Source organism: Gaiella sp. (assembly GCF_057140465.1).
Window position 1 is genome coordinate 35,984 of the sequence record NZ_DBNHWK010000091.1, and the last position, 19,432, is coordinate 55,415.

General features: G+C 73.1%; 20 protein-coding genes. 2 read left to right on the top strand and 18 right to left on the bottom strand.

Annotated features, from left to right (window positions below; genetic code table 11):
* Positions 1-13 precede the first annotated feature (13 nt).
* From AC162C_RS13030 to AC162C_RS13040, 3 genes are read right to left on the bottom strand one after another with little or no spacing between them, the layout of a single operon-like run.
* Positions 14-1,312, bottom strand: coding sequence for a thymidine phosphorylase (locus AC162C_RS13030; RefSeq protein WP_484097917.1), 1,299 nt, complete (start codon positions 1,310-1,312; stop codon positions 14-16).
* Positions 1,309-2,031, bottom strand: a complete 723-nt coding sequence (locus AC162C_RS13035) for a class I SAM-dependent methyltransferase (protein WP_484097918.1) — start codon at positions 2,029-2,031, stop codon at positions 1,309-1,311. The genes AC162C_RS13030 and AC162C_RS13035 overlap by 4 nt, the downstream gene beginning before the upstream one ends.
* Positions 2,028-3,194 (bottom strand): phosphopentomutase, encoded by a 1,167-nt coding sequence (locus tag AC162C_RS13040; protein ID WP_484097919.1) that lies wholly within the window; start codon positions 3,192-3,194, stop codon positions 2,028-2,030. Before AC162C_RS13040 ends, AC162C_RS13035 begins: the two co-directional genes overlap by 4 nt.
* A gap of 97 nt (positions 3,195-3,291) precedes the next feature.
* On the opposite strand from AC162C_RS13040, the gene AC162C_RS13045 reads away from it, so the two are divergent.
* Positions 3,292-3,450 carry a hypothetical protein gene (locus AC162C_RS13045; protein ID WP_484097920.1) on the top strand — a complete coding sequence of 53 codons (159 nt, stop codon included), beginning with the start codon at positions 3,292-3,294 and terminating at the stop codon, positions 3,448-3,450.
* A gap of 6 nt (positions 3,451-3,456) precedes the next feature.
* Here AC162C_RS13045 and ald read toward each other — a convergent pair whose 3' ends face one another.
* The 9 genes from ald to AC162C_RS13090 form a co-directional block, all read right to left on the bottom strand.
* A complete protein-coding gene (gene ald, locus AC162C_RS13050; protein WP_484097921.1) occupies positions 3,457-4,581 on the bottom strand; it encodes an alanine dehydrogenase in 1,125 nt (374 codons plus the stop codon).
* A 139-nt stretch (positions 4,582-4,720) separates the two neighbouring features.
* Positions 4,721-5,683, bottom strand: coding sequence for a 2-hydroxyacid dehydrogenase (locus tag AC162C_RS13055; RefSeq protein WP_484097922.1), 963 nt, complete (start codon positions 5,681-5,683; stop codon positions 4,721-4,723).
* Positions 5,680-6,486 carry an aldo/keto reductase gene (locus AC162C_RS13060; protein ID WP_484097923.1) on the bottom strand — a complete coding sequence of 269 codons (807 nt, stop codon included), beginning with the start codon at positions 6,484-6,486 and terminating at the stop codon, positions 5,680-5,682. The genes AC162C_RS13055 and AC162C_RS13060 overlap by 4 nt, the downstream gene beginning before the upstream one ends.
* A complete protein-coding gene (locus AC162C_RS13065) occupies positions 6,483-7,463 on the bottom strand; it encodes a DUF3866 family protein (RefSeq protein WP_484097924.1) in 981 nt (326 codons plus the stop codon). Before AC162C_RS13065 ends, AC162C_RS13060 begins: the two co-directional genes overlap by 4 nt.
* Positions 7,463-8,563: a M20/M25/M40 family metallo-hydrolase gene (locus AC162C_RS13070; protein ID WP_484097925.1), complete on the bottom strand. Its 1,101-nt coding sequence runs from the start codon at positions 8,561-8,563 to the stop codon at positions 7,463-7,465. Before AC162C_RS13070 ends, AC162C_RS13065 begins: the two co-directional genes overlap by 1 nt.
* 56 nt (positions 8,564-8,619) lie before the next feature.
* Positions 8,620-10,266: a CTP synthase gene (locus AC162C_RS13075; RefSeq protein ID WP_484097926.1), complete on the bottom strand. Its 1,647-nt coding sequence runs from the start codon at positions 10,264-10,266 to the stop codon at positions 8,620-8,622.
* A 274-nt stretch (positions 10,267-10,540) separates the two neighbouring features.
* A complete protein-coding gene (locus AC162C_RS13080) occupies positions 10,541-12,202 on the bottom strand; it encodes a DNA repair protein RecN (RefSeq protein WP_484097927.1) in 1,662 nt (553 codons plus the stop codon).
* Between the two features lie 62 nt (positions 12,203-12,264).
* Complete coding sequence (locus tag AC162C_RS13085) at positions 12,265-13,083, bottom strand: NAD(+)/NADH kinase (protein ID WP_484097928.1); 819 nt, start codon at positions 13,081-13,083, stop codon at positions 12,265-12,267.
* Between the two features lie 10 nt (positions 13,084-13,093).
* Positions 13,094-13,855 (bottom strand): TlyA family RNA methyltransferase, encoded by a 762-nt coding sequence (locus tag AC162C_RS13090; RefSeq protein ID WP_484097929.1) that lies wholly within the window; start codon positions 13,853-13,855, stop codon positions 13,094-13,096.
* Positions 13,856-13,876: 21 nt separating this feature from the next.
* Here AC162C_RS13090 and AC162C_RS13095 point away from each other — a divergent pair, with 21 nt between their 5' ends.
* Entirely contained in the window at positions 13,877-14,512 is a 636-nt protein-coding gene (locus tag AC162C_RS13095) for a class I SAM-dependent methyltransferase (RefSeq protein WP_484097930.1), read from the top strand.
* 106 nt (positions 14,513-14,618) lie between these two features.
* Here the strand turns inward: AC162C_RS13095 and AC162C_RS13100 are convergent, their stop codons facing one another.
* From AC162C_RS13100 to accB, 6 genes are read right to left on the bottom strand one after another with little or no spacing between them, the layout of a single operon-like run.
* Positions 14,619-15,389 (bottom strand): polyprenyl synthetase family protein, encoded by a 771-nt coding sequence (locus AC162C_RS13100; protein ID WP_484097931.1) that lies wholly within the window; start codon positions 15,387-15,389, stop codon positions 14,619-14,621.
* Positions 15,376-15,579 carry a hypothetical protein gene (locus tag AC162C_RS13105; protein WP_462973850.1) on the bottom strand — a complete coding sequence of 68 codons (204 nt, stop codon included), beginning with the start codon at positions 15,577-15,579 and terminating at the stop codon, positions 15,376-15,378. The genes AC162C_RS13100 and AC162C_RS13105 overlap by 14 nt, the downstream gene beginning before the upstream one ends.
* Positions 15,576-15,959, bottom strand: coding sequence for a transcription antitermination factor NusB (nusB, locus tag AC162C_RS13110; RefSeq protein ID WP_484097932.1), 384 nt, complete (start codon positions 15,957-15,959; stop codon positions 15,576-15,578). Before nusB ends, AC162C_RS13105 begins: the two co-directional genes overlap by 4 nt.
* Positions 15,959-16,267 carry an Asp23/Gls24 family envelope stress response protein gene (locus AC162C_RS13115; protein WP_484097933.1) on the bottom strand — a complete coding sequence of 103 codons (309 nt, stop codon included), beginning with the start codon at positions 16,265-16,267 and terminating at the stop codon, positions 15,959-15,961. The genes nusB and AC162C_RS13115 overlap by 1 nt, the downstream gene beginning before the upstream one ends.
* Positions 16,264-17,622, bottom strand: coding sequence for an acetyl-CoA carboxylase biotin carboxylase subunit (locus tag AC162C_RS13120; protein WP_484097934.1), 1,359 nt, complete (start codon positions 17,620-17,622; stop codon positions 16,264-16,266). The genes AC162C_RS13115 and AC162C_RS13120 overlap by 4 nt, the downstream gene beginning before the upstream one ends.
* 6 nt (positions 17,623-17,628) lie before the next feature.
* Entirely contained in the window at positions 17,629-19,431 is a 1,803-nt protein-coding gene (gene accB / locus AC162C_RS13125; RefSeq protein WP_484097935.1) for an acetyl-CoA carboxylase biotin carboxyl carrier protein, read from the bottom strand.
* Between the last annotated feature and the right edge of the window lies 1 nt (position 19,432).

Sequence of the window (19,432 nt, forward strand, 5' to 3'; positions counted from 1 at the left end):
CCCCCGGTAGCGGTCAGGAGACCACGCCGAGCAGGACGTCGCGCTGACGGGGCGGCTCGTCGCCGATCGCGTAGGCGTCACCGACCGCGGCGACGGCCGCCGCGGCGGCATCGCCGGATCGCGCGTGGACCTCGGCGAGCACGTCGCCGACGCTCACGACCGTCCCGCGCTTGGCGCGACACACGACGCCGACCGCGTGGTCGACGGCGTCCCCCTTCGCCCGGCGGCCCGCGCCGAGCTCGAGCGCCGCCACCCCGACGGCGAGCGCGCCGAGGTCGACGACCACCCCGTCCCGCGCGGCGACGACCTCGGCGACGACCGGCGCGCGCTCGAGCGCGTCCAGCGACGGGTCACCGCCCTGCGTGCGCACCCAGCGCTCGTACGCGGCGAGCGCCGAGCCGTCGGCCGTGACGGCCTCCGCCCGGCGGCGGCCCTCGTCGAGGTCGACGCCCAGGTCGGAGAGCGCCAGGAGGCGTGCGCACGCGTCGAGCACCAGCTCCGTGAAGTCCGGCGGGCCCTCGCCGCGGATCGTCTCCACCGCCTCGCGGATCTCGAGCGCGTTGCCGACGGCGCTCCCGAGCGGCTGGCCCATGTCGGTCAGCAGGCAGACGACCTCCTTGCCGGCGCGCCGTCCGAGCTCGAGCATCACCTCCGAGAGCGTGCGGGCGTCGTCGAGCGTCTTCATGAACGCGCCGTCGCCGACCTTGACGTCGAGCACGATCGCGTCGGCACCCCCGGCGAGCTTCTTCGACATGATCGAGGACGCGATCAGCGGGACGACGTCGACGGTCGCCGTGACGTCGCGAAGCGCATAGAGCTTCTTGTCCGCGGGGACGAGGTCGCCCGACTGGCCCACGATCGCGAGACCGATCTCGCGCACCTGCGCGACGAACTCCTCGGTCGTCAGCTCGACGCGGAAGCCCGGGATCGCCTCGAGCTTGTCGAGCGTCCCGCCGGTGTGCCCGAGCCCCCGGCCGCTCATCTTCCCGAAGGGAACGCCGCACGCGGCGACGATCGGCCCGACCGCGATCGACGTCTTGTCCCCCACGCCCCCCGTCGAGTGCTTGTCGACGACCCGCCTGCCGAGCGCGGATCGGAGGTCGAGCGTCTCGCCCGAGCGGACCATGGCGTCCGTGAGGGCGAACGTCTCCGCTGCCGACAGCCCCCGGAAGTACACCGCCATGCACCAGGCCGCCATCTGGTAGTCGGGCACCTCGTCACGGGCGTAGGCGAGCACGAGCTCGGCCAGCGCGTCGGCGGGGAGCTCCTCCCCGTTCCGCTTGCGCTCGATCAGCTCCGCCGGCCGGATCATCGCGCGGTCTCCGCGACGAAGACGACGGCGGCGCGGGTCGCGACGAGCGGCGTCTCGAACGCGGCCAGCTCCCCGTCACCGTAGAACCCGAGGCGGGCGGACGCGCGCACGTACCCCTCGACCGAGGCCCGATCGGGAAAGCGGATCGTCCCGCGCGCGTCGCGCACGTCCACCGTCGCGAAGCGCCGGCCGAGGAGCTCCGCGCCGTTCCGTGCGCTGAACGGGGTCTCGGGCCGGAGTCGCGGGAGGCCGGCGAGCTCGCGCAGCTCGGCCATGTGGTCGAGATCGTTCGTGACGGCGACCAGTCGGCCCCCGGGTCGGAGGACGCGGGCGAGCTCGGCCAGGGCGCGGTCGACGTCGGCGACGTGGTAGAGCATCCACGCCGCCACCGCACAGTCGAACTCGGCGTCGTCGAACGGCAGGTCCTGCACGTCGCCGAGGCGCGCGTCGACGCCCCGTTCGCGGGCGAGCTCCACCATGCGCGCGGAGACGTCGAGCGCGACGACCGCGGCGCCGAACTCGGCCGCCATCCGCGCAGCGAGCATCCCGGGGCCCGAGCCGGCCTCGAGGATCGATCGCGGCGCGACCTCGGCGACGGCCGCGAAGGCGGTCTCCACGGCATCGGTGCCCTCGGCGTGGCGGTAGGCGGCGCGACGGCCCTCGAGCCCGTCGGGGCTCGCGTACTCGGCGAGGACGGCCTCCGGATCGTTGAGTCTCACGGCTCGACGATCGGCGTCCCCGGGACGCCCCTGCCCGGGTGCTTGCCACCGAGCCAGGCGTTCACGGTCGCGCCGACGTCGGCGAACTCCCCCTCGTGGACCCGACCGGCGGCGTTGCGACCCATCGCATAGAGGAGCAGGAGCGCGTGCTCCCGCGAGTGGTCGGTCGACGGGGTCGTCGGGTCGCAACCGTGGTCCGACGTGAGCACGAGCAGGTCGCCGTCGCGCAGCGTGTCGAGGATGTCCGCGAGGCGGCGGTCGAAGCCCTGGAGGCACCGGTGGAAGTTGACCGGGTCGTTGCGGTGCCCCCAGACCTGGTCGGTCTCGACGAGGTTCGCGAAGACGAGCCCCGAGTCGATGTTCTCCATCAGCTCGATGATGCGCGTGATGCCCTCGGGGTTCGACTTCGTGGGGAAGGACTCGTCGATGTCGCAGCCGGCGAAGATGTCGTGGATCTTCCCGACGCCGTAGACGGGATGACCCGCGTCGCGGATCGTCGTCAGGTAGTTGGGCCGCCTGGGCTCGAGCGAGAAGTCGTGGCGGTTGGGCGTGCGCTCGTAGTGGCCGGCGTCCCCGACGAACGGGCGCGCGATCACGCGCCCGACCGCGTGCTTCCCGGTGAGGATCTCCCGTGCGATCCGACAGCCCTCGTACAGCTCCTGGAGCGGGATCGTCTCCTCGTGGGCTGCGATCTGGAAGACGGAGTCCGCCGACGTGTACACGATCCACTTGCCGGTGCGTTGGTGCTCCTCGCCGAGCTCCTGGATGATCTCGGTCCCGGACGCGGGCCGGTTGCCGATCACCCCCCTCCCCGTGCGGTTCATGAACGGGTCGATCACCTCGTCCGGGAACCCGTACGGATAGGTCGGGAACGGCACGGGCGTGACCACGCCCATCAGCTCCCAGTGCCCGGCGGTCGTGTCCTTCCCCTTCGAGCGCTCGACCAGCCGTCCGGCGACCGCGGGCGCGGCGGGCTGCGGCGGACATCCCTCGAGCGGCTCGACGTTGCCGAGACCGAGCGCCTCCATGTTCGGCAGATCGAGGCCGCCGACGACACGCGCAACGTTGCCGAGGGTGTCGGAGCCCTCGTCTCCGTAGTCGGCCGCGTCAGGCAGCGCCCCCGCGCCGACGGCGTCGAGCACGATCACGCACGCGCGCGGCACTAACGGCTGCTCGCGTGGTGTCGGCGGGGACGGTCGTCGGCCGCCGACCGGAGGCACGGAGACGTCCGGTCAGGCATATGGCTATTCTACGCGGCCGATGAGCGATCTCCTGAGCCTGGTGGAGCTGGCCGGCTACGTGGCCGCCATCCTCGCGGTGTCGGCGGCCGTGACGTGGGCCGTCGTCAAGATCTCGCCCTCCGAGGCGGCGAAGGAGCAGCGGGCCCGGGAGAAGGCGCGCGCCGCCGGCGGCGACTAGCGGGCGCTACACGCCGACCAGGGGGAGAACGTCGCCGAGCGGGGTGAACGGGATCCCGTGTGCCTCCGCCACCGCCGCGTACACGACCTGGCCGGCGACGACGTTGACGCCGCGCGCCAGCGCGGGGTCCTCGGCGACGGCCCGCTCGGCCCCCTTCGCCGCGATCGCCTCGACGTACGGGAGCGTGACGTTCGTCAGGCCCTTCGTCGACGTGATGGGCACCGCGCCCGGCATGTTCGCGACGCAGTAGTGGACGATCCCGTCGACCTCGTACACGGGGTCGTCGTGCGTCGTCGGCCTCGACGTCTCGAAGCACCCGCCCTGGTCGATCGCGACGTCGACGAGGACGGCGCCGGGCTTGAGCGCGGAGAGCAGCTCCCGGGTGACGAGCTTCGGCGCGCGTGCGCCGGGAACGAGGACGGCACCGATCACGAGGTCGGCATCGACGATCGCGTCTTCGACCTGCAGGACGCTCGACTGCGCGAGCGTCACGCGCCCGCGCAGCGCGACCTCGAGGTCCCGCATCCGGTCGACCGACAGGTCGAGCATCCAGACGTTGGCCTGCATGCCGACCGCGATCAGGCCGGCGTTGTAGCCGACGACCCCACCGCCGAGGACCACGACCTTCGCCGGCGGCACGCCGGGAAGACCGCCGAGCAGGATCCCGCGGCCACCCTGTGCCCTCTCGAGCGCCCAGGCGCCCATCTGCGGCGCCAGCCGCCCCGCCACCTCGCTCATCGGTGCGAGGAGCGGCAGCCGCCGGTCGGCCGTCTCGACGGTCTCGTACGCGATCGCCGTGATCCCGGAGTCGACGAGCGCACGGGTCAGCGGCTCGTCGGCCGCGATGTGGAGGTACGTGAACAGCACGAGGCCGTCGCGGAGCCGCGGGTACTCCTCGGGGATCGGCTCCTTGACCTTGAGCAGCAGTTCGGCCTGCTCCCAGACGGCGTCACGGGAGACGATCCGCGCACCGGCCGCCTCGTAGTCGGCGTCGGCGAACGCGGAACCGACGCCGGCGCCCTCCTCGACGAGCACGTCGTGCCCCTGGCGCGTGAGCTCGAGCGCTCCTGCCGGGGTCAGGGCGACACGGAACTCCTGCGTCTTGATCTCCTTGGCGACTCCGATGCGCATCGCGCGCGGGACGATAGCGTCCGGGCACCCGGGGTGCTCACTGCAGTCGACGGGAGGCGGGGGCGACCGCGCGCACGACGTGGTCGGGGCGCGACGCGACACCGGTCGACGCGAGATCGCGCGGGAGGCGACGGGGCGCTCAGGTGACGGGAGTCGGTGGCGCGTGACCCCGAAGGACGGCGACCACGTTCTCTGCGGCGAGCAGCGCCATCGCCTCGCGCGTCTCGATCGTCGCCGAGCCGAGGTGCGGGAGGAGGACGACCTGCTCGAGCTCGAGCAGCCCCGGGTGCACCTCCGGCTCCCGCTCGAAGACGTCGAGACCGGCGCCGGCGATCGCCCCGGCGCGGAGCGCCTCGACGAGGGCGCCCTCGTCGACGACCGGGCCGCGCGTCGTGTTCACGAGGAACGCGGACGGCTTCATCGCGCGCAGGGCGTCGGCGTCGACGAGGTGGTGCGTCTCCGGTGTCAGCGGGCAGTGGAGCGAGACGACGTCGCTCGTCCGCAGCAGGTCGTCGAGCGTCGTGAACCGTGCGCCGAGCTCCTGCTCGACCTCCGGGCTCGCCCGGCGTCGGCCCGTGTAGACGATCTCCATCCCCAGCGCGCGGGCGCGCCGTGCCGTCGCCGTGCCGATCTGGCCGAGACCGACGACTCCGAGCGTGGCGCCCTGGAGCCCGCGGCCCAGGTGGAACGTCATGCTCCAGCTCCAGCGCTCGCCGCGACGGACCAGCCGCTCGGCCTCCCCGAGCCGGCGCGTGGCCATCAGGATCAGTGCCAGCGCCAGGTCCGCCGTCGCCTCCGTGAGCACGCCGGGCGTGTTCGTGGCGACGACACCACGCGCACGGCACGCGTCGACGTCGACGTTGTCGACGCCGACGGCGACGTTCGCGACGACGCGGAGCGCCGGACCGGCGGCGTCGAGGAACGCGTCGTCGACACGGTCGTGCAGCAGCGTGACGACGGCGTCGGCCCCTGCGACGGCCTCGTGGAGCTCGGTGACCGACAGCGGCCGGTCCTCCGCGGAGACCCAGAGCTCGCCGGCGGGCGCGAGGAGGTCGAGGGCAGGTGCCGGGATCGGCCGCGTGACGACGATCCGCGGCCTCATGCTGCCCCGGCGAGCCTCGAGACGAGCGTCCGCTCGTCCTCTCCGAGCCACGGCGGCGAGCCGACCGCCACGTTCGTCCGCGCACGCTCCGGGCGCGACGTCGCCGGGATCACGACGTCGACGCGCGGGTCGGAGAGCGCCCAGGCGAGGAGCGCCTGCGGCCAGGTCTCGACGCCGAAGGGACGCAGCGGCTCGAGCGCCCGGGGGCCCGGGTCGCGTCGCAGCAACGATCCCCGGAGCCACGCGCCGCGAACCTTCCCTCCGAGCGGCCGCATCACGATCACCGCGATCCCGAGCTCCTCGGCCAGCGGCAGGATCCGACGCTCGCACTCGCGCTCGCGGGGGTTGAGCGGGACCTGCACCGTGTCGAAGCGGCCGGTCCGCAACGCCGTCTCGAGCTCCTCGAACGCGTTCGCGTCGTAGTGGGTGACGCCGAGGCGGTCGATCCGGCCCTCGTCCCGCTCGCGCTCGAGCCAGGCCAGATGCTCGCGCCAGGCGACGAGGTTGTGCACCTGCTCGATCTCGACGCGGCCGAACCAGCGCTGCTGTCTCGCGTACTGGGCACGGCCCTCGTCGACGTCCGGCGTCCAGATCTTCGTCGCGACGACGGCCGCGTCACGACGCCCGGCGAGCGCGGCGGCGAGCGACTGCTCGGCGCCGCCGTACATCGGGGACGAGTCGACGAGCGTGGCGCCACTGTCGAAGGCGGCGCCGACGACGCGCGTCGCCATGTCCGCGTCGTCGTCGAACGTCCCGTACGTGCCGAGGCCGACGACGGGTCCGAGCTTCCGCTGCTCGATCACGGCGTGAGCCCCCGCGCGAGCCGACCCGCCGCGAAGGCGCTCGCGAAGAACCACGGATCCTCCTCGATGCCGCGGCCACGGTGATCGAGCGGGAGCCCCGAGCACTCGCTCTCCCATCCCCGGACGTCGACGGCCTCCACCGCGATTCCGGCCGGGACGTCGAGCCCGGTGGGCCAGGCGACACGGACGTGCCCGAGGCAGAGCCGGAACGCCGCCCGCGTGTGCTCGGAGAGGCCCTGGTGCGGTTCCGGCGTGTCCGCGAGCGAGACGCACGGGGCGAGGACGGCCGTGCCGCCGAGCGCGCACGCAGCATTGGCACCGTCGGCGGCGGCGATGCCGCCGTTGGCGTACGCCGACTCCGTCCCGACGGCCCCGGGGCCGATCGCCACCACGATCGCCTCGGCACCACGCGCAGCGGCGGTGAGCAGCGCCGAGGCCACCGTCACGCACTGGAGCTCGGCCTCGAGGCACGGGGAGACCGCGATCGTCACCTCGAGCAGCCCGCGTGCGCGCAGGGCGCGCAGCGCATCGGACAGGCAGACCGGGAGCGCACCTCCGCCGAGCTGCACGTAGGCGACCCGGAGGCCGCGAAGCGCGGCGCACACGGGCGCCACCTGGCCGTGGACGCTGCAGCAGACGACCGGCCGGCCGTCCAGCCCGTCCGGCAGGGAGACGCCCTGCTCGGCGAAGTGACGGCCGTGCTGCCCCGGCGCGAAGGGCAGCGCCGCGGCCCGCGGCCCGTCGGCGGCCGGCAGTCGGAGGCCACGCGTGAGGTTGGCGTAGAGGACGTCGAAGCCCCCCGAGCCGAAGCCGAGCTCCCGCGCCTCCGTGTTCACGAGCACGACGTCGCCCTCGCGCACGTCACCCGTGACCTCCGGGTAGGAGACGCACGGCCGCCCGTCCACCTCGAGCCGGACGAGCCTGCTCTCCCGCTCCCTGATCGCCGTCACCGTCCCCCAGTGCAGCGCAACCGGCATCACGCCTCCAGGGCTGCGCCCACCAGCGCGAGCGTCACGTCCACCATCGTCTCGAGGTCGGCGACCGCGATGTGCTCGTCCGGCGTGTGGATCTCGGCCATGCCGTTCGCGAGGTTCAGGCACGGCAGGCCGTGCTCGTGGAGCGCGTTCGCGTCGGCGCCGCCGCCGGAGAGCGACGTCGTCGGCGTGAGCCCGCATCGCGTCAGGGCCGCGGTCGCGAGCTGGACCGGGAGGTCGTCGTCCCGGAAGCGGTATCCGCGGTACTGGGTGCGCACCTCCGTCTCGACGGTGCAGTCGGAGAGGCTGGCCGCGAACGCGAACGCGTCGACCATCTCCTGGACGAGCGCCACGAGCGACTGCTCGTCGTGCGAGCGCGCCTCGGCGATGACGCGGCAGTGCTCCGGCACGATGTTGCGGGCGGCGCCGCCCTCGATCATGCCGACGTTGGCCGTCGTCAACGCATCGACGCGGCCGAGCCTGAGGTCGGCGATCGCCCGGGAGGCGGCGAGGATCGCCGAGCGGCCCTCCTCCGGCGCCATGCCGGCGTGCGCCGCCCGCCCGTGGAAGCGCGCCTCGATCGACCGCGCCGACGGCGCGCCGAGGATGATCTCGCCGATCGGGCCCGCCTGGTCGTACACGAAGCCGACCTCCGCCTCCAGGAGCGCCCGGTCGAAGGCGTAGGCGCCGAGGAGCCCGACCTCCTCCTTGACGGTGAAGAGCAGTTCGATCCCGCCGTGCGGCCGATCCTCCGCGAGGACGCGGCGTGCCGTTTCCAGCATCACGGCCACCGCCGCCTTGTTGTCGGCGCCGAGAATCGTGCCGCCGGCGTTCCGCACGAACCCGTCCTCGACGACCGGCCGGATCGGCCCCTGCGGCGGAACCGTGTCGAGGTGCGAGCAGAGCACGATCGGGGTGCCTCCGCGGCGACCGGGCAGACGGCAGAGGACGTTCCCGGCGTCGGAGCCGACCGCCGCCCCGCAGCCGTCCTCCTCCCACGCGAGCCCCAACGCATCGAGCGTCGCCGTGACGAGGTCGGCGACCGGCCGCTCCGACCCCGGTGGGCTCGGCGTCTCGCAGAGCGCGAGGAACAGGTCGAGCATGCCGGGAGCAGTCACGAGACTCCCGCCGCCAGCGCCTCGACCTGCACGACGCCTCGCTAGCGGGCGGTCTCGACGCGCACGCCGGCCCGCGCTCGCGCGCGCTCGAGCGCCGCCCCGACGAACTCGCGGAAGAGGGGCGCCGGCCGCGTGGGGCGCGACTTGAACTCGGGGTGGAACTGGCTGGCGACGAACCACGGGTGATCCGGGAGCTCGACGATCTCCACGAGGCGACCCGACTGGAACGTCCCCGAGACGACGAGGCCGGCGGCCGAGAGCCGGTCGCGGTACGCGTTGTTCACCTCGTACCGGTGGCGATGCCGCTCGTGCGCGATCGGGACGCCGTATGCCTCGCGCACCGCGCTCCCCTCGAGCAGCTCGACGGCCTGCGCACCGAGGCGCATCGTCCCGCCGAGGTCCTCGATCTCCTTCTGCTCGGGCAGGAGGTCGATCACGGGGTGCGGCGTCTCCGGGTCCATCTCGGTCGAGTTGGCGCCGTCGAGCCCGCACACGTGGCGGGCGAACTCGCTCACGGCGACGTGCATGCCGAGGCAGATGCCGAGGTACGGGATCTCCCGCTCGCGTGCCACCTGGCAGGCGAGGATCTTCCCCTCCCAGCCCCGTGACCCGAACCCGCCCGGGACGAGGACGCCGTCGGCACGCTCGAGCTCGTCGACCGCCTCGTCGTACGTCATGTGCTCCGCGTCCACCCAGCGGACGCGGACGCGGCAGCCGTGGTGGATTCCGGCATGCTTGAGCGCCTCGTGGACGGAGAGGTAGGCGTCGTGCAGCTTCACGTACTTGCCGACGAGCGCGATCTCGACCTCCGTCCGCCGCGCCGCGATGCGCCGGGTGAGCTCGGCCCACTCGCCGAGGTCGGCGGGAGGGCAGTCCAGTCCGAGCTGCTCGCAGACGAGTGCGTCGAGCCCCTCGCGCTGCAACCGCTCCGGGACGAGGTACACGTCCGAGACGTCGGGGCACGAGATCACGGCTCCGGGATCGACGTCGGCGAACAGCGCGATCTTGTCGCGGATCTCCTCCGAGAGCTCGTCGCCCGACCGACAGACGACGATGTCGGGGTGGATGCCGATACGGCGCAGCTCGTTCACCGAGTGCTGTGTCGGCTTCGTCTTCAGCTCACCCGCGGCGTCGACGAACGGGACGAGCGTGACATGGACGTACACCACGTTGTCCAGGCCGACCTCCCGCCGGAACTGGCGGATCGCCTCGAGGAACGGCAGCGACTCGATGTCTCCGACGGTGCCGCCGATCTCCGAGATCACGACGTCGACCGGGTCGTTCTCCGCGACCCTCCGGATACGCGACTTGATCTCGTTCGTGATGTGCGGGATGACCTGCACCGTCGCCCCGAGGAACTCGCCCCTGCGCTCCTTGCGCAGCACCGTGTCCCAGATCGCCCCGGCCGAGTGGCTCGCGTTGCGCGAGAGGTTCTCGTCGATGAAGCGCTCGTAGTGGCCGAGGTCGAGGTCGGTCTCCGCTCCGTCCTCGGTGACGAAAACCTCGCCGTGCTGGAACGGGCTCATCGTGCCCGGATCGACGTTCAGGTAGGGGTCGAACTTCTGCACCTGGACGCGCAGCCCGTGGGCCTTGAGGAGCCGGCCCAGCGACGCGGCGACGATCCCCTTGCCGAGCGCCGAGACGACGCCGCCGGTGACGAACACGTACTTCGTGGCCCGCTCGGTCACGTCCGCGGCCTCGACGGGTCGAGGCACGGGTCGCATCCCCGTCGGGTCACGGCACACAGCGCCGGGACGCCGAGGGTGCCGGGAGCGCCGATGAGGCAGCTCCACCGACCCGTGAACGGCTCCACGGGATGCAAACCTATCACGGCCCCGCGCACACCCGCCCCGGCCTCTCCGAGCATCGCCATCTCGCCGGGATCGTAGGGAGCGAGCAGGACGACCGCCCCGGGGCGCCGCCACCGACGCCGCGCCACACGCTCCCCCACGTCGACGCGCCTCAGCGGCTCACGTCGTCGTTCGTCGTCGAGCCGTCGCCACGGGCGACGAGGCTCAGGAACTCCTCGCCGCCGAGCATCCGCTCGAGCTCCGCGCGGCGGTCGTCGTCGGCGAGCAGCTCGATCCGGGTGTGCGTCGGGTCACCGGGGAGCTTCTCGACCCGGAAGTGCGCATCCGCGACGCTCGCGATCTGGGGGAGGTGCGTGATCGTGAGCACCTGGGCACGGCCGGCGAGCCGCCGCAGCGTGTCGGCCACGCGGTGCGCGGTCGTCCCTCCGATCCCGGCGTCGATCTCGTCGAAGACGAGCGTCTCGCCGCCGGCGACGGCGGCGATCGCGAGCGCGATGCGCGAGAGCTCTCCGCCCGACGCCGTCGACGCGACGGCGGCGAGCGGAAGCCCCGCATTGGGTCGGACGAGGAAGGAGACGTCGTCGCGGCCCGTCGGCCCGAGCTCGCGGCCCTCGAGCTCTACCGCGAACTCGCCCTCGCCCATGCCGACGCCCTGGAGCTCGGCCGAGACCGCGGCCTTGAAGTCGTCGACCGCGGCCCGGCGGGCGGCGCCGAGCTCGTCCGCGAGCACCTCCATGCGTCGCCGGGCGTCCTCCAGGTCGGCCCGCGCGACGTCGAGCGGGTCGCCCCCCTCCGCCAGCGCCTCGAGCTCGACGAGCGCGGCGTCGCGACGACCGATCAGCTCGTCCGGGGTCTGCGCACGGTATCGCCGACGGAGGTCCGCCCACAGCTCCAGCCGCTCCTCGATCTCCTCGAGCGTCGCCGGGTCGGTGTCGAGGCCGTCGACGAAACGGCGCAGGTCGGTCGCGAGCTCCCGCAGCCGGATCGTGAGCTCTCGCAGCTCGGTGACGCTGCCTGCCAGCTCGGGCGCGAGGCGCTCGATGGGCGCTAGTGCCGCCTCCGCCGCAGCGGCGAGCGTGGCCGCTCCCGGACCGTCCTCCGGCTCGATCGCCTCGCAGGCCGCAACCGCGCCGGCACCCAGCTCCGCCACGTGCCGCATGCGCTCGCGCGCCTCGCGCAGGCTCTGCTCCTCTCCGGCCTCGAGCCCCGAGGTGTCCTCGACGAGCGCCCGGAGCTCCGCGAGCCGGGCACGGGCCGCGCCCGCGTCGCCTGCGAGCTCGTCGTGGCGACGCTGGGCGTCGCGAAGCGTCCGCCAGGCCCCCTGTGCCTCCCGGAGCCGGCGACCCTGCTCCTCACCGCAGAAGCGGTCGAGCACCTCGAGCTGGTACGCCGGTCGCGCGAGGCGACGCTGCTCGAACTGCCCGGACATCGCGATCAGGCGTTCGGCGGCGGCGGCGAGATCGTCCCGCGCCACGGCCCGACCCCACGCGTAGCCCCGTGTGCGGCCGTCCGCGAACACGCGGCGCGCGAGCACGAGCCCGGGCTCGTCGGAGGGCCTGAGGTCGGCCAGCGCCGCGAGGTCGCCGTCGAAGAGCTCGTCCGGCACGTCCAGCTCGGCCTCGACGTACGCCTCGTCCCCCGCCTCGCCGACGATCGCCGCGTCCCCTCTCGCCCCGAGAAGGAGGCCGATCGCCTGCGCGAGGATCGTCTTGCCGGCGCCGGTCTCGCCCGTCACGGCGTTCAGCCCCGGGGAGAGGACGAGCTCTGCCTCGCGGATCAGGACGAGGTTCTCGATCCGGAGGCGACGCAGCACACGGTGGATCGTAGACCGGCGTGCGTCGCGCGGCACCGTCCTCTCCGGACGGCCGGCCTCGATCAGGCGGAGAAGCTCTGACGGTAGCGACTGACGAACGTCGCCTCGGGGAGCGTGGCGAGCAGCGACCGCTCCTGCGCGAGCCGGATGTCGACGCGCTCGCTCGGTGAGACCTCTGCGACCCGGTGGCCGTCCACGAGCACCGCGACCGGCACGCTCTCCGTCCGGTTCCAGACGAGCACGTCACGACCGCGCGGCACGACCAGCGGACGGGCGTGCAAGGAGTGCGGCGCGACGAACGTGAGCGCCATCGCGTCGATCCCCCACATCAGGACCGGGCCGCCGTTCGAGAGGTTGTAGGCCGTGGAGCCCGAGGGCGTGGAGCAGATCACCCCGTCACAGGGAACACGGCCGAGCGGCTCGCCCCCGACGGCCCACTCGAGCTCGACCATGCGTCCGAGCGAGCCGCTCGTGGCGACGACGTCGTTCACCGCGACGTGCCGGACACCGGCCGCGACGACCTCGATCGTCGGCAGCTCGACGACGTCGTAGTCGCCCGCGAAGATCCGCGTCAGCCCGGACTCCAGCCCGTCGCGGTCCATCGCGCTGAGGAAGCCGACACGACCGAAGTTGACGCCGACGACCGGGATCCCGTCGCCCAGCTGCCGAGCGAGTGCGCGCAGCATCGTGCCGTCCCCCCCGAGGACGACGACGATGTCGACCCCGCCGTCGCCGTCGCTCGGCGCGATCGCGTGCTTCGCGGCCTCCTCGGGCGAGACGACGAGGTCGACCCCCGACTCGCGAGCGACGGTCTGCAGTCGCGCGATCCCGGCCCCGATCTGCTCCGGGCGTCCGTGGGTGACGACGCCGGCACGACGCACCGGGGGCCGATCAGTCAACGGCACGGTCGATCCAGCGGTCGACGTCATCGGGGTCGGTCGCGCTCTCGCTCGCTCGCAGATGGACGAAGAACTCCCGGTTGCCCTTCGGCCCGGGCACCCCCGAGTCTACGACTCCGAGCACCTGCGCGCCCCAGTCCGACGCAACCGCACAGACTTCTCGGAGCACGCGCCTCTGGACGGCGGGATCACGGACGACGCCCTTGGGGGCCTCTCCGCGTACAGCCTCGAACTGCGGCTTGACGAGGACGAGCCCCTCCCACGACGGCGCGGCGAGACGGAGGGCCGCCGGCAGCGCGGTCCTGACGGAGATGAAGGAGACGTCGCAGACGACCAGGTCGGGCGCGAACGGCAGCGTCGCGAGGTGGCGGACGTTGACGCGCTCGAGCACCGTGACGCGGGGGTCGTCCCGGAGTCGTGGATGCAGCTGGCCGTGGCCGACGTCGAGGGCGATCACCCGCGCTGCTCCTCGCTGGAGGAGACAGTCGGTGAAGCCACCCGTCGACGCTCCGACGTCGAGGCAGTCGTGGCCCGACGGGTCGAGGTCGAGTGCGTCGAGTGCGTGCGCGAGCTTCTCGCCCCCCCGCGAGACGAAGGCCGGCGAAGACACGACCGTGAGCTCGGCGCGCTCGTCCACCTGCGTGCCCGGCTTGTCGTACCCGGGGACGAGACCCGCGATCACGAGCGCCTGTGCCTTGCTCCGGCTCTCGGCGAGCCCCCGCTCGACGAGGAGGACATCGAGTCGCTTCCGCATCCCTGGCATTCTCGCGCGGAGATGGACACCGTCGTGGAGGAGGTCGACGTCGGCCGCTGGCGGCTCGAGATCGAACGGCCGAAGGACGCAGACGCACTGATCGACGAGGCGAGGTTCGACGAGTGCGAGTTCCTGCCCTACTGGGCCGAGCTGTGGCCGTCCGGCGTCGCGCTCGCCCGCGCCGTAGCCTCACGCGCCCTCGGTGGCCGCACGGTCCTCGAGTTGGGCTGCGGGCTCGGCGTCCCGTCGATCACCGCCGCGCGCGCCGGAGCACGGGTGTTCGCGACCGACTGGGCGCCCGAGGCTCTCCGCCTCGTGGCGGCGAACGCGCACCGGAACGGCGTCGTCGTGCGTCCACTCCACGTCGACTGGCGCGCCCCGGAGGCGATCGGTGACCGGCGCTTCGACCTCGTGCTCGCGGCGGACGTCCTCTACGAGGAGCGGAACGCGGCTCCACTCGCCCGGTTGCTCGGCGACATCGTCGCCCGCGACGGAGAGGCGCTCGTCGCCGATCCGGGACGGCGCCACGCCGCTCGCTTCCTCGCGATCGTCGCGGAGGGTGGCTGGAGCCGGGACACGATGGCCGTCGAGGAGTTGCCGCGAGGTGGCATCCACCGGCTGTGGAGGAAGCGGATCACGATCGGCGCTCATCCGTGACAGACGTGGGCGAGGAACGGCGGGTACGCTCATCGCGGGTGGAGGAACGGGGTGGCCCCGGCTCCCGAGGCCTCGCGCGAGCCGGGCCGTCCGTCCCGAGTTCCGGCTAGGCAGTCCGAACGGCGAGCCCGTCGACGATCTCGAGCAGGACGCTCGTGTCCGCCGCGATCTCGCCCAACCGGGCCCGGGCACGCTCGGCGGCGTCGGCCGCCAGCTCCCGGGTTCCGTCCGCGCCGAGGCGGAGGACGTAGCCGTCGCCGTCGAGGACGTCGTCCACGACCTGGAAGAGCAGGCCGAGCTCGTCGCCGAACGCCCGCCAGTCGAGCTGCACGTCCTCCGGGACGTTCGCGACCCTGACCCCGAGGCCGATGGACGCGCCGAACAGCCTTCCCGTCTTCAGCCGGTGCAGTCGCCCGAGGTCGACGTCGGCATCGGTGATGTCGAGGAACTGCCCGGCGATCATGCCCTGCGTCGCGACGGCGAGCTCGCGGGCGATGTCGACCCGCTCGTACGAGAGGGCGAGACGGAAGGCCTCGGTGAGGAGGGCGTCTCCGGCGAGGAGCGCGACCCCGTCCCCGAACACGACGTGGACGCTCGGTCGACCGCGGCGCTCGTCGTCGTCGTCCATCGCCGGCAGGTCGTCGTGGACGAGGGAGAACGTGTGCACGAGCTCGAGCGCGAGCGCGGCGGGAAGCGCCTCCTCGACGCTCCCCCCTGCCGCCTCCGCGGTCGCGAGGCACAGCGTCGGACGGATGCGCTTGCCGCCTCCGGCGAGCGCGTAGCGCATGACCTCGGTGAGATCCCCGAGCTCAGGCGTCAGGACGAGATCCTCGAGCCCGTGCTCGACGAGCGCCCGGAGCTCGTCAGGCTCCCGCATCGGCGGCCTGCCGCGCGCGTTGCACCTCGGCCTCGATCTCCTTCGCGATGTCGGCGACCTCGGCCAGGTCGTCGACCGCCTCGTCGACGTCGCCGCTTCCGCTCGCGAGCGCCTCCAGGCGCTCGATCTTCAGGCGTAGGCGCTCGAGGAGCTCCTCTGCGCGCTGGAAGGAGGCGTTGGCCTCGGTCACCGGGCCGCCACCTCACGCTGGACGCGGCCGAGGATCCCGTTGACGAGCCGCGCCGCGTCCTCGGACGCGTACCGCTTCGCGAGCACGACCGCTTCGTTGATCGCCACCTCGGGCGGCACCTCACCCTCCTCGAGCTCGAAGACGCCGATCCGCAGGATGTTCCGCTCAAGCGTACCCAGGCGGTCGGCCGGCCACTCGTCGGATGCAGAGGAGATCACCCGGTCGAGCGCGTCCGCCCGGACGGCGACGTCCTCCGCGAGCGAGAGCGCGAACGCGTCGGGCTCGCCGTCGAAGAGGCCCGCGAGCGGCAATCCGGTCAGATCCCACTGGTAGAGGAGGAACAGCGCCTGCCGCCGCGCCTGCCGGCGCCCGATCGCCATCACGCGTCGATCCCGTCGAAGGTCACGTCGACGGTGACGGCGTACCCCGTGGTCTGCTCGAGGGCCTGGGCGACGGCGCCCTGGATCGCTTCGCCGACCGCCGGGAGCGCCGTTCCGGCCGCCGCCACGAGACGGAGCGCGACGTGGACGCGCCCGTCCTCGATCTCGATCCCCACGCCGCGCCGCGGTCGACGCACTCGGACGCCGTGAATGGTCTGCGCCGCCCGCACCGCCTGCGCGGTGAGCGCGCCACCGGTGAGCACGATGCGCCCCAGCCGGTTCTTCGTCACGAGGTCTCCGCGACTCATGAGCGGGCCAGCGAGGGGAGTCGATCGTGCATCTCCTCAAGGTAGCTCGTCGAGTAGTCACCGGCCCGGAAACCGGCCGAGCGCAGGACGTCGAGCGCGAGCCCGCGGGTGGTCGGCACACCCTCGACGGCGAGCTCCTCGAGCGCGCGGATCGCACGCGCGAGCGCGGCGGGGCGGTCATCGTCGTGCACGATCAGCTTGGCGACCATCGAGTCGTAGTAGGGCGGGATCACCGAGCCCTCCTCGAGCGCCGTGTCGACCCGCACGCCGGGCCCGCCCGGGAGCCGGAGCCGCGTCACCTGCCCCGGGGCCGGCGCGAAGCCGCGGGAGGGATCCTCGGCGTTGACGCGGATCTCGATCGCGTGCCCCGACCGCGCGGCGCGACCCGTGTGCGCAAGGGGCGCGTCGGCTGCGACGCGCAGCTGCTCGCGGACGATGTCGACGCCGGTGACGAGCTCGGAGACCGGGTGCTCGACCTGCAGCCGGCAGTTGACTTCCATGAAGTACGGGTCCCCGTCGGCGCCCAGGAGGAACTCGTACGTCCCGGCCCCGACGTACCCGACGTGGCGACAGGCGCGCTCCACGGCAGCCTCCATCTCCTCACGCGTCGCCGGCGTGAGCGCCGACGACGGAGACTCCTCGATGAGCTTCTGGTGCCGACGCTGGATCGAGCACTCGCGCTCGCCGAGCGTGAGCACGCCTCCGTGCCCGTCGCACAGCACCTGGATCTCGACGTGCCGGGCGGGGGCGAGCGCGCGCTCGAGGTAGAGGCCGCCGTCGCCGAAGGCGGCCTCCGCCTCGGCGGCGGCCTGGGCGAACGCGCGCTCGAGCTCCGTCTCGGCGGCGACGAGCCGCATCCCCTTCCCCCCGCCTCCGGCGGTCGCCTTCACGAGCACCGGGTACCCGATCTCGGCGGCGGCGGCCCGCATCTGCGCCAGCGACGCGGTGCCCTCGGTTCCCGGCACGAGCGGAACGCCCGCGGCTCGCATCTCCGCCTTGGCCGACGCCTTGTCCCCGAGCCGCTCCATCACGTCCGCGCTCGGCCCCACGAAGACGAGGTCGTTCTCCGCGCACGCGCGAACGAACGCCGGGCTCTCGGCGAGGAAGCCGTAGCCGGGGTGCACGGCCTCACAGCTGGTCGTCTCCGCCGCCGCGATCACGCTGGAGATACGCAGGTAGCTCTCGGACGCCGCCGGCGGGCCGATGCAGACCGCCTGGTCCGCCATGCGCACGTGGAGCGCGTCGCGGTCGGCCGTCGAGTACACGGCGACTGCCTCGATGTCGAGCTCGTGCAGGGCACGGATCACGCGGACCGCGATCTCCCCGCGGTTGGCGACGAGGACGCGCTCGAACATGCGCCGCTAGACCGCCGGAGGCGTCGAGACCGGCTCGATCTCGAAGAGCAGCGTCCCGTACTCCACGGGCTGGCCGTTCTCGACGTGGATCGACCGGATGCGTCCGTCGACCTCTGCGGTCAGCTCGTTGAACAGCTTCATCGCCTCGAGCAGGCACAGCGTCTGGCCGGCGGCGACGACGTCGCCGACGTCGACGAAGGGTGGCGATCCGGGATCGGCGGAGCGGTAGAAGACGCCCACCATCGGGGACTCGACCCGGACGAGGCCGCCGTTCCCGGACGGTGCGGCCGCCCCCGCCGGCGCCTCGTCCGTGACGACGATGCCGCCCCGCATGGGCTGAGGCTCGTCCGCGCGTCGCACCGAGACGCGCATGCCCTCGTCCTCGATCTCGATCTCGCCGACGCCGGACTCCTGGACGATCTTCACGAGCTCGCGGATGCGCTCTGCCCGCTGGGCGTCGACGTCGCCGACGAGGAGGGAGGCCTCCCGCGAGTGTCGCTGCCGGATCGTGCGCAGGAGGGCGCTCGCGTCCTCGCCGAACATCGCGATCAGCACGAGGTCCTCCTCCGCGGCGGCGAGCCCGTCCGCGGCGTCCCGCACGTCCTCGGCGCTCGGCGGATCGTCCCCGAGCGCGGGCGTGTCGGCAGCGAGCAGCTCGACGGCGCGGCGCACCGACGGGTCGATCGGTGCGGGCGTCTCGCCGTAGGCGCCGACCACGAGGTGCCGGAACTCGTCGAGCACCGTTCCGTACCGCCGGGCGGAGAGGATGTTGAGCAGCGCCTGCGAGCCGAGGATCTGGCCGATCGGCGCGGCGAGCGGGGGCCAACCGGCGTCCGCACGGATCCGCTGCACCTCGGAGAGCGTGTCGAGCAGCCGGTCGCCGGCCGCATGGGCGCGGAGATGGACGTCGAGCGCCGCGACGAGCCCCGCCGGGAGGTCGTACTCCGCCGCCCGCACCGCGATCCGCGGCGCGACCGGCGCCACCGGCTCGTCGCCGATGTACTCGTCGACGATGTCGGAGGCGTCCCACAGGGAGCCGACGTCCACGCCCGTCTCGCGGCCGAGCCCGTGGAGGGCCTCGACGAGCGACTGGCCGGCGACACGGTGCAACGTGAGCGCGAGCGGGTAGACGGCCGTCGCGATCAGGTCGGCCCCGACGCGGGTGGCGACGATCGCGTTCAGCAACCCGGTTCCGGCGGCGCCCTGGACGTGGAGCCCGACGGGGAGCCCGGTCACCTCGCCGACCCGGGTCACGAGCTCCTCGGTGAGGTGCGGCAGCAGCGCGTCGGTCGGGTCGTTGATGATCACCCGGGCCGCGCCGAGCTCGGGCACCGGACGGGCCTGCTCGACGAGCGCGTCGACCTCGCCGGTTCTCCCCGGGCTGTACACGAGGCCGACGTGGAGCGTCTTCCCCGCACCGACGATCGCCTGCCCGGCCTCCCGCAGGTTCGCGACGTCGTTGAGCGGGTCGTGGAGCCGGAAGATGTCGATCCCGTTCTCGGCGGCGCACGAGACGAAGCGCTGCACGACGTCGGCCGAGACCGGACGCGAGCCGACGAGGAACCGGCCCCGGAGGGCGATCCCGAGCGGCGTCACGGTGCGCGCGTCGAGCGCCCGGATCCGCTCCCAGGGGCTCTCGACGCCACGACGCACGGTCGACTCGAACGCTCCGCCTCCCGACACCTCGAGGCATGCGAGCCCAGCCGTGTCGAGGATCTCCGCGATCCGGAGGATTTCGCCCGTCGGGATGCTCCCGGCGAGCGGCTCTTGGCTCAGGAGACGGATCGTGGAGTCGAGGAGCTGTGGCATC

Coding starts and splice junctions, on each gene's coding strand:
- AC162C_RS13030 (WP_484097917.1), bottom strand. CDS start 1,312: ATGATCCGGCCGGCGGAGCTGATCGAGCGCAAGCGGAACGGGGAGGAG.
- AC162C_RS13045 (WP_484097920.1), top strand. CDS start 3,292: ATGAGCGATCTCCTGAGCCTGGTGGAGCTGGCCGGCTACGTGGCCGCC.
- ald (WP_484097921.1), bottom strand. CDS start 4,581: ATGCGCATCGGAGTCGCCAAGGAGATCAAGACGCAGGAGTTCCGTGTC.
- AC162C_RS13055 (WP_484097922.1), bottom strand. CDS start 5,683: ATGAGGCCGCGGATCGTCGTCACGCGGCCGATCCCGGCACCTGCCCTC.
- AC162C_RS13065 (WP_484097924.1), bottom strand. CDS start 7,463: ATGCCGGTTGCGCTGCACTGGGGGACGGTGACGGCGATCAGGGAGCGG.
- AC162C_RS13070 (WP_484097925.1), bottom strand. CDS start 8,563: ATGCTCGACCTGTTCCTCGCGCTCTGCGAGACGCCGAGCCCACCGGGG.
- AC162C_RS13090 (WP_484097929.1), bottom strand. CDS start 13,855: ATGCGGAAGCGACTCGATGTCCTCCTCGTCGAGCGGGGGCTCGCCGAG.
- AC162C_RS13095 (WP_484097930.1), top strand. CDS start 13,877: ATGGACACCGTCGTGGAGGAGGTCGACGTCGGCCGCTGGCGGCTCGAG.
- AC162C_RS13100 (WP_484097931.1), bottom strand. CDS start 15,389: ATGCGGGAGCCTGACGAGCTCCGGGCGCTCGTCGAGCACGGGCTCGAG.
- nusB (WP_484097932.1), bottom strand. CDS start 15,959: ATGGCGATCGGGCGCCGGCAGGCGCGGCGGCAGGCGCTGTTCCTCCTC.
- AC162C_RS13115 (WP_484097933.1), bottom strand. CDS start 16,267: ATGAGTCGCGGAGACCTCGTGACGAAGAACCGGCTGGGGCGCATCGTG.
- AC162C_RS13120 (WP_484097934.1), bottom strand. CDS start 17,622: ATGTTCGAGCGCGTCCTCGTCGCCAACCGCGGGGAGATCGCGGTCCGC.
- accB (WP_484097935.1), bottom strand. CDS start 19,431: ATGCCACAGCTCCTCGACTCCACGATCCGTCTCCTGAGCCAAGAGCCG.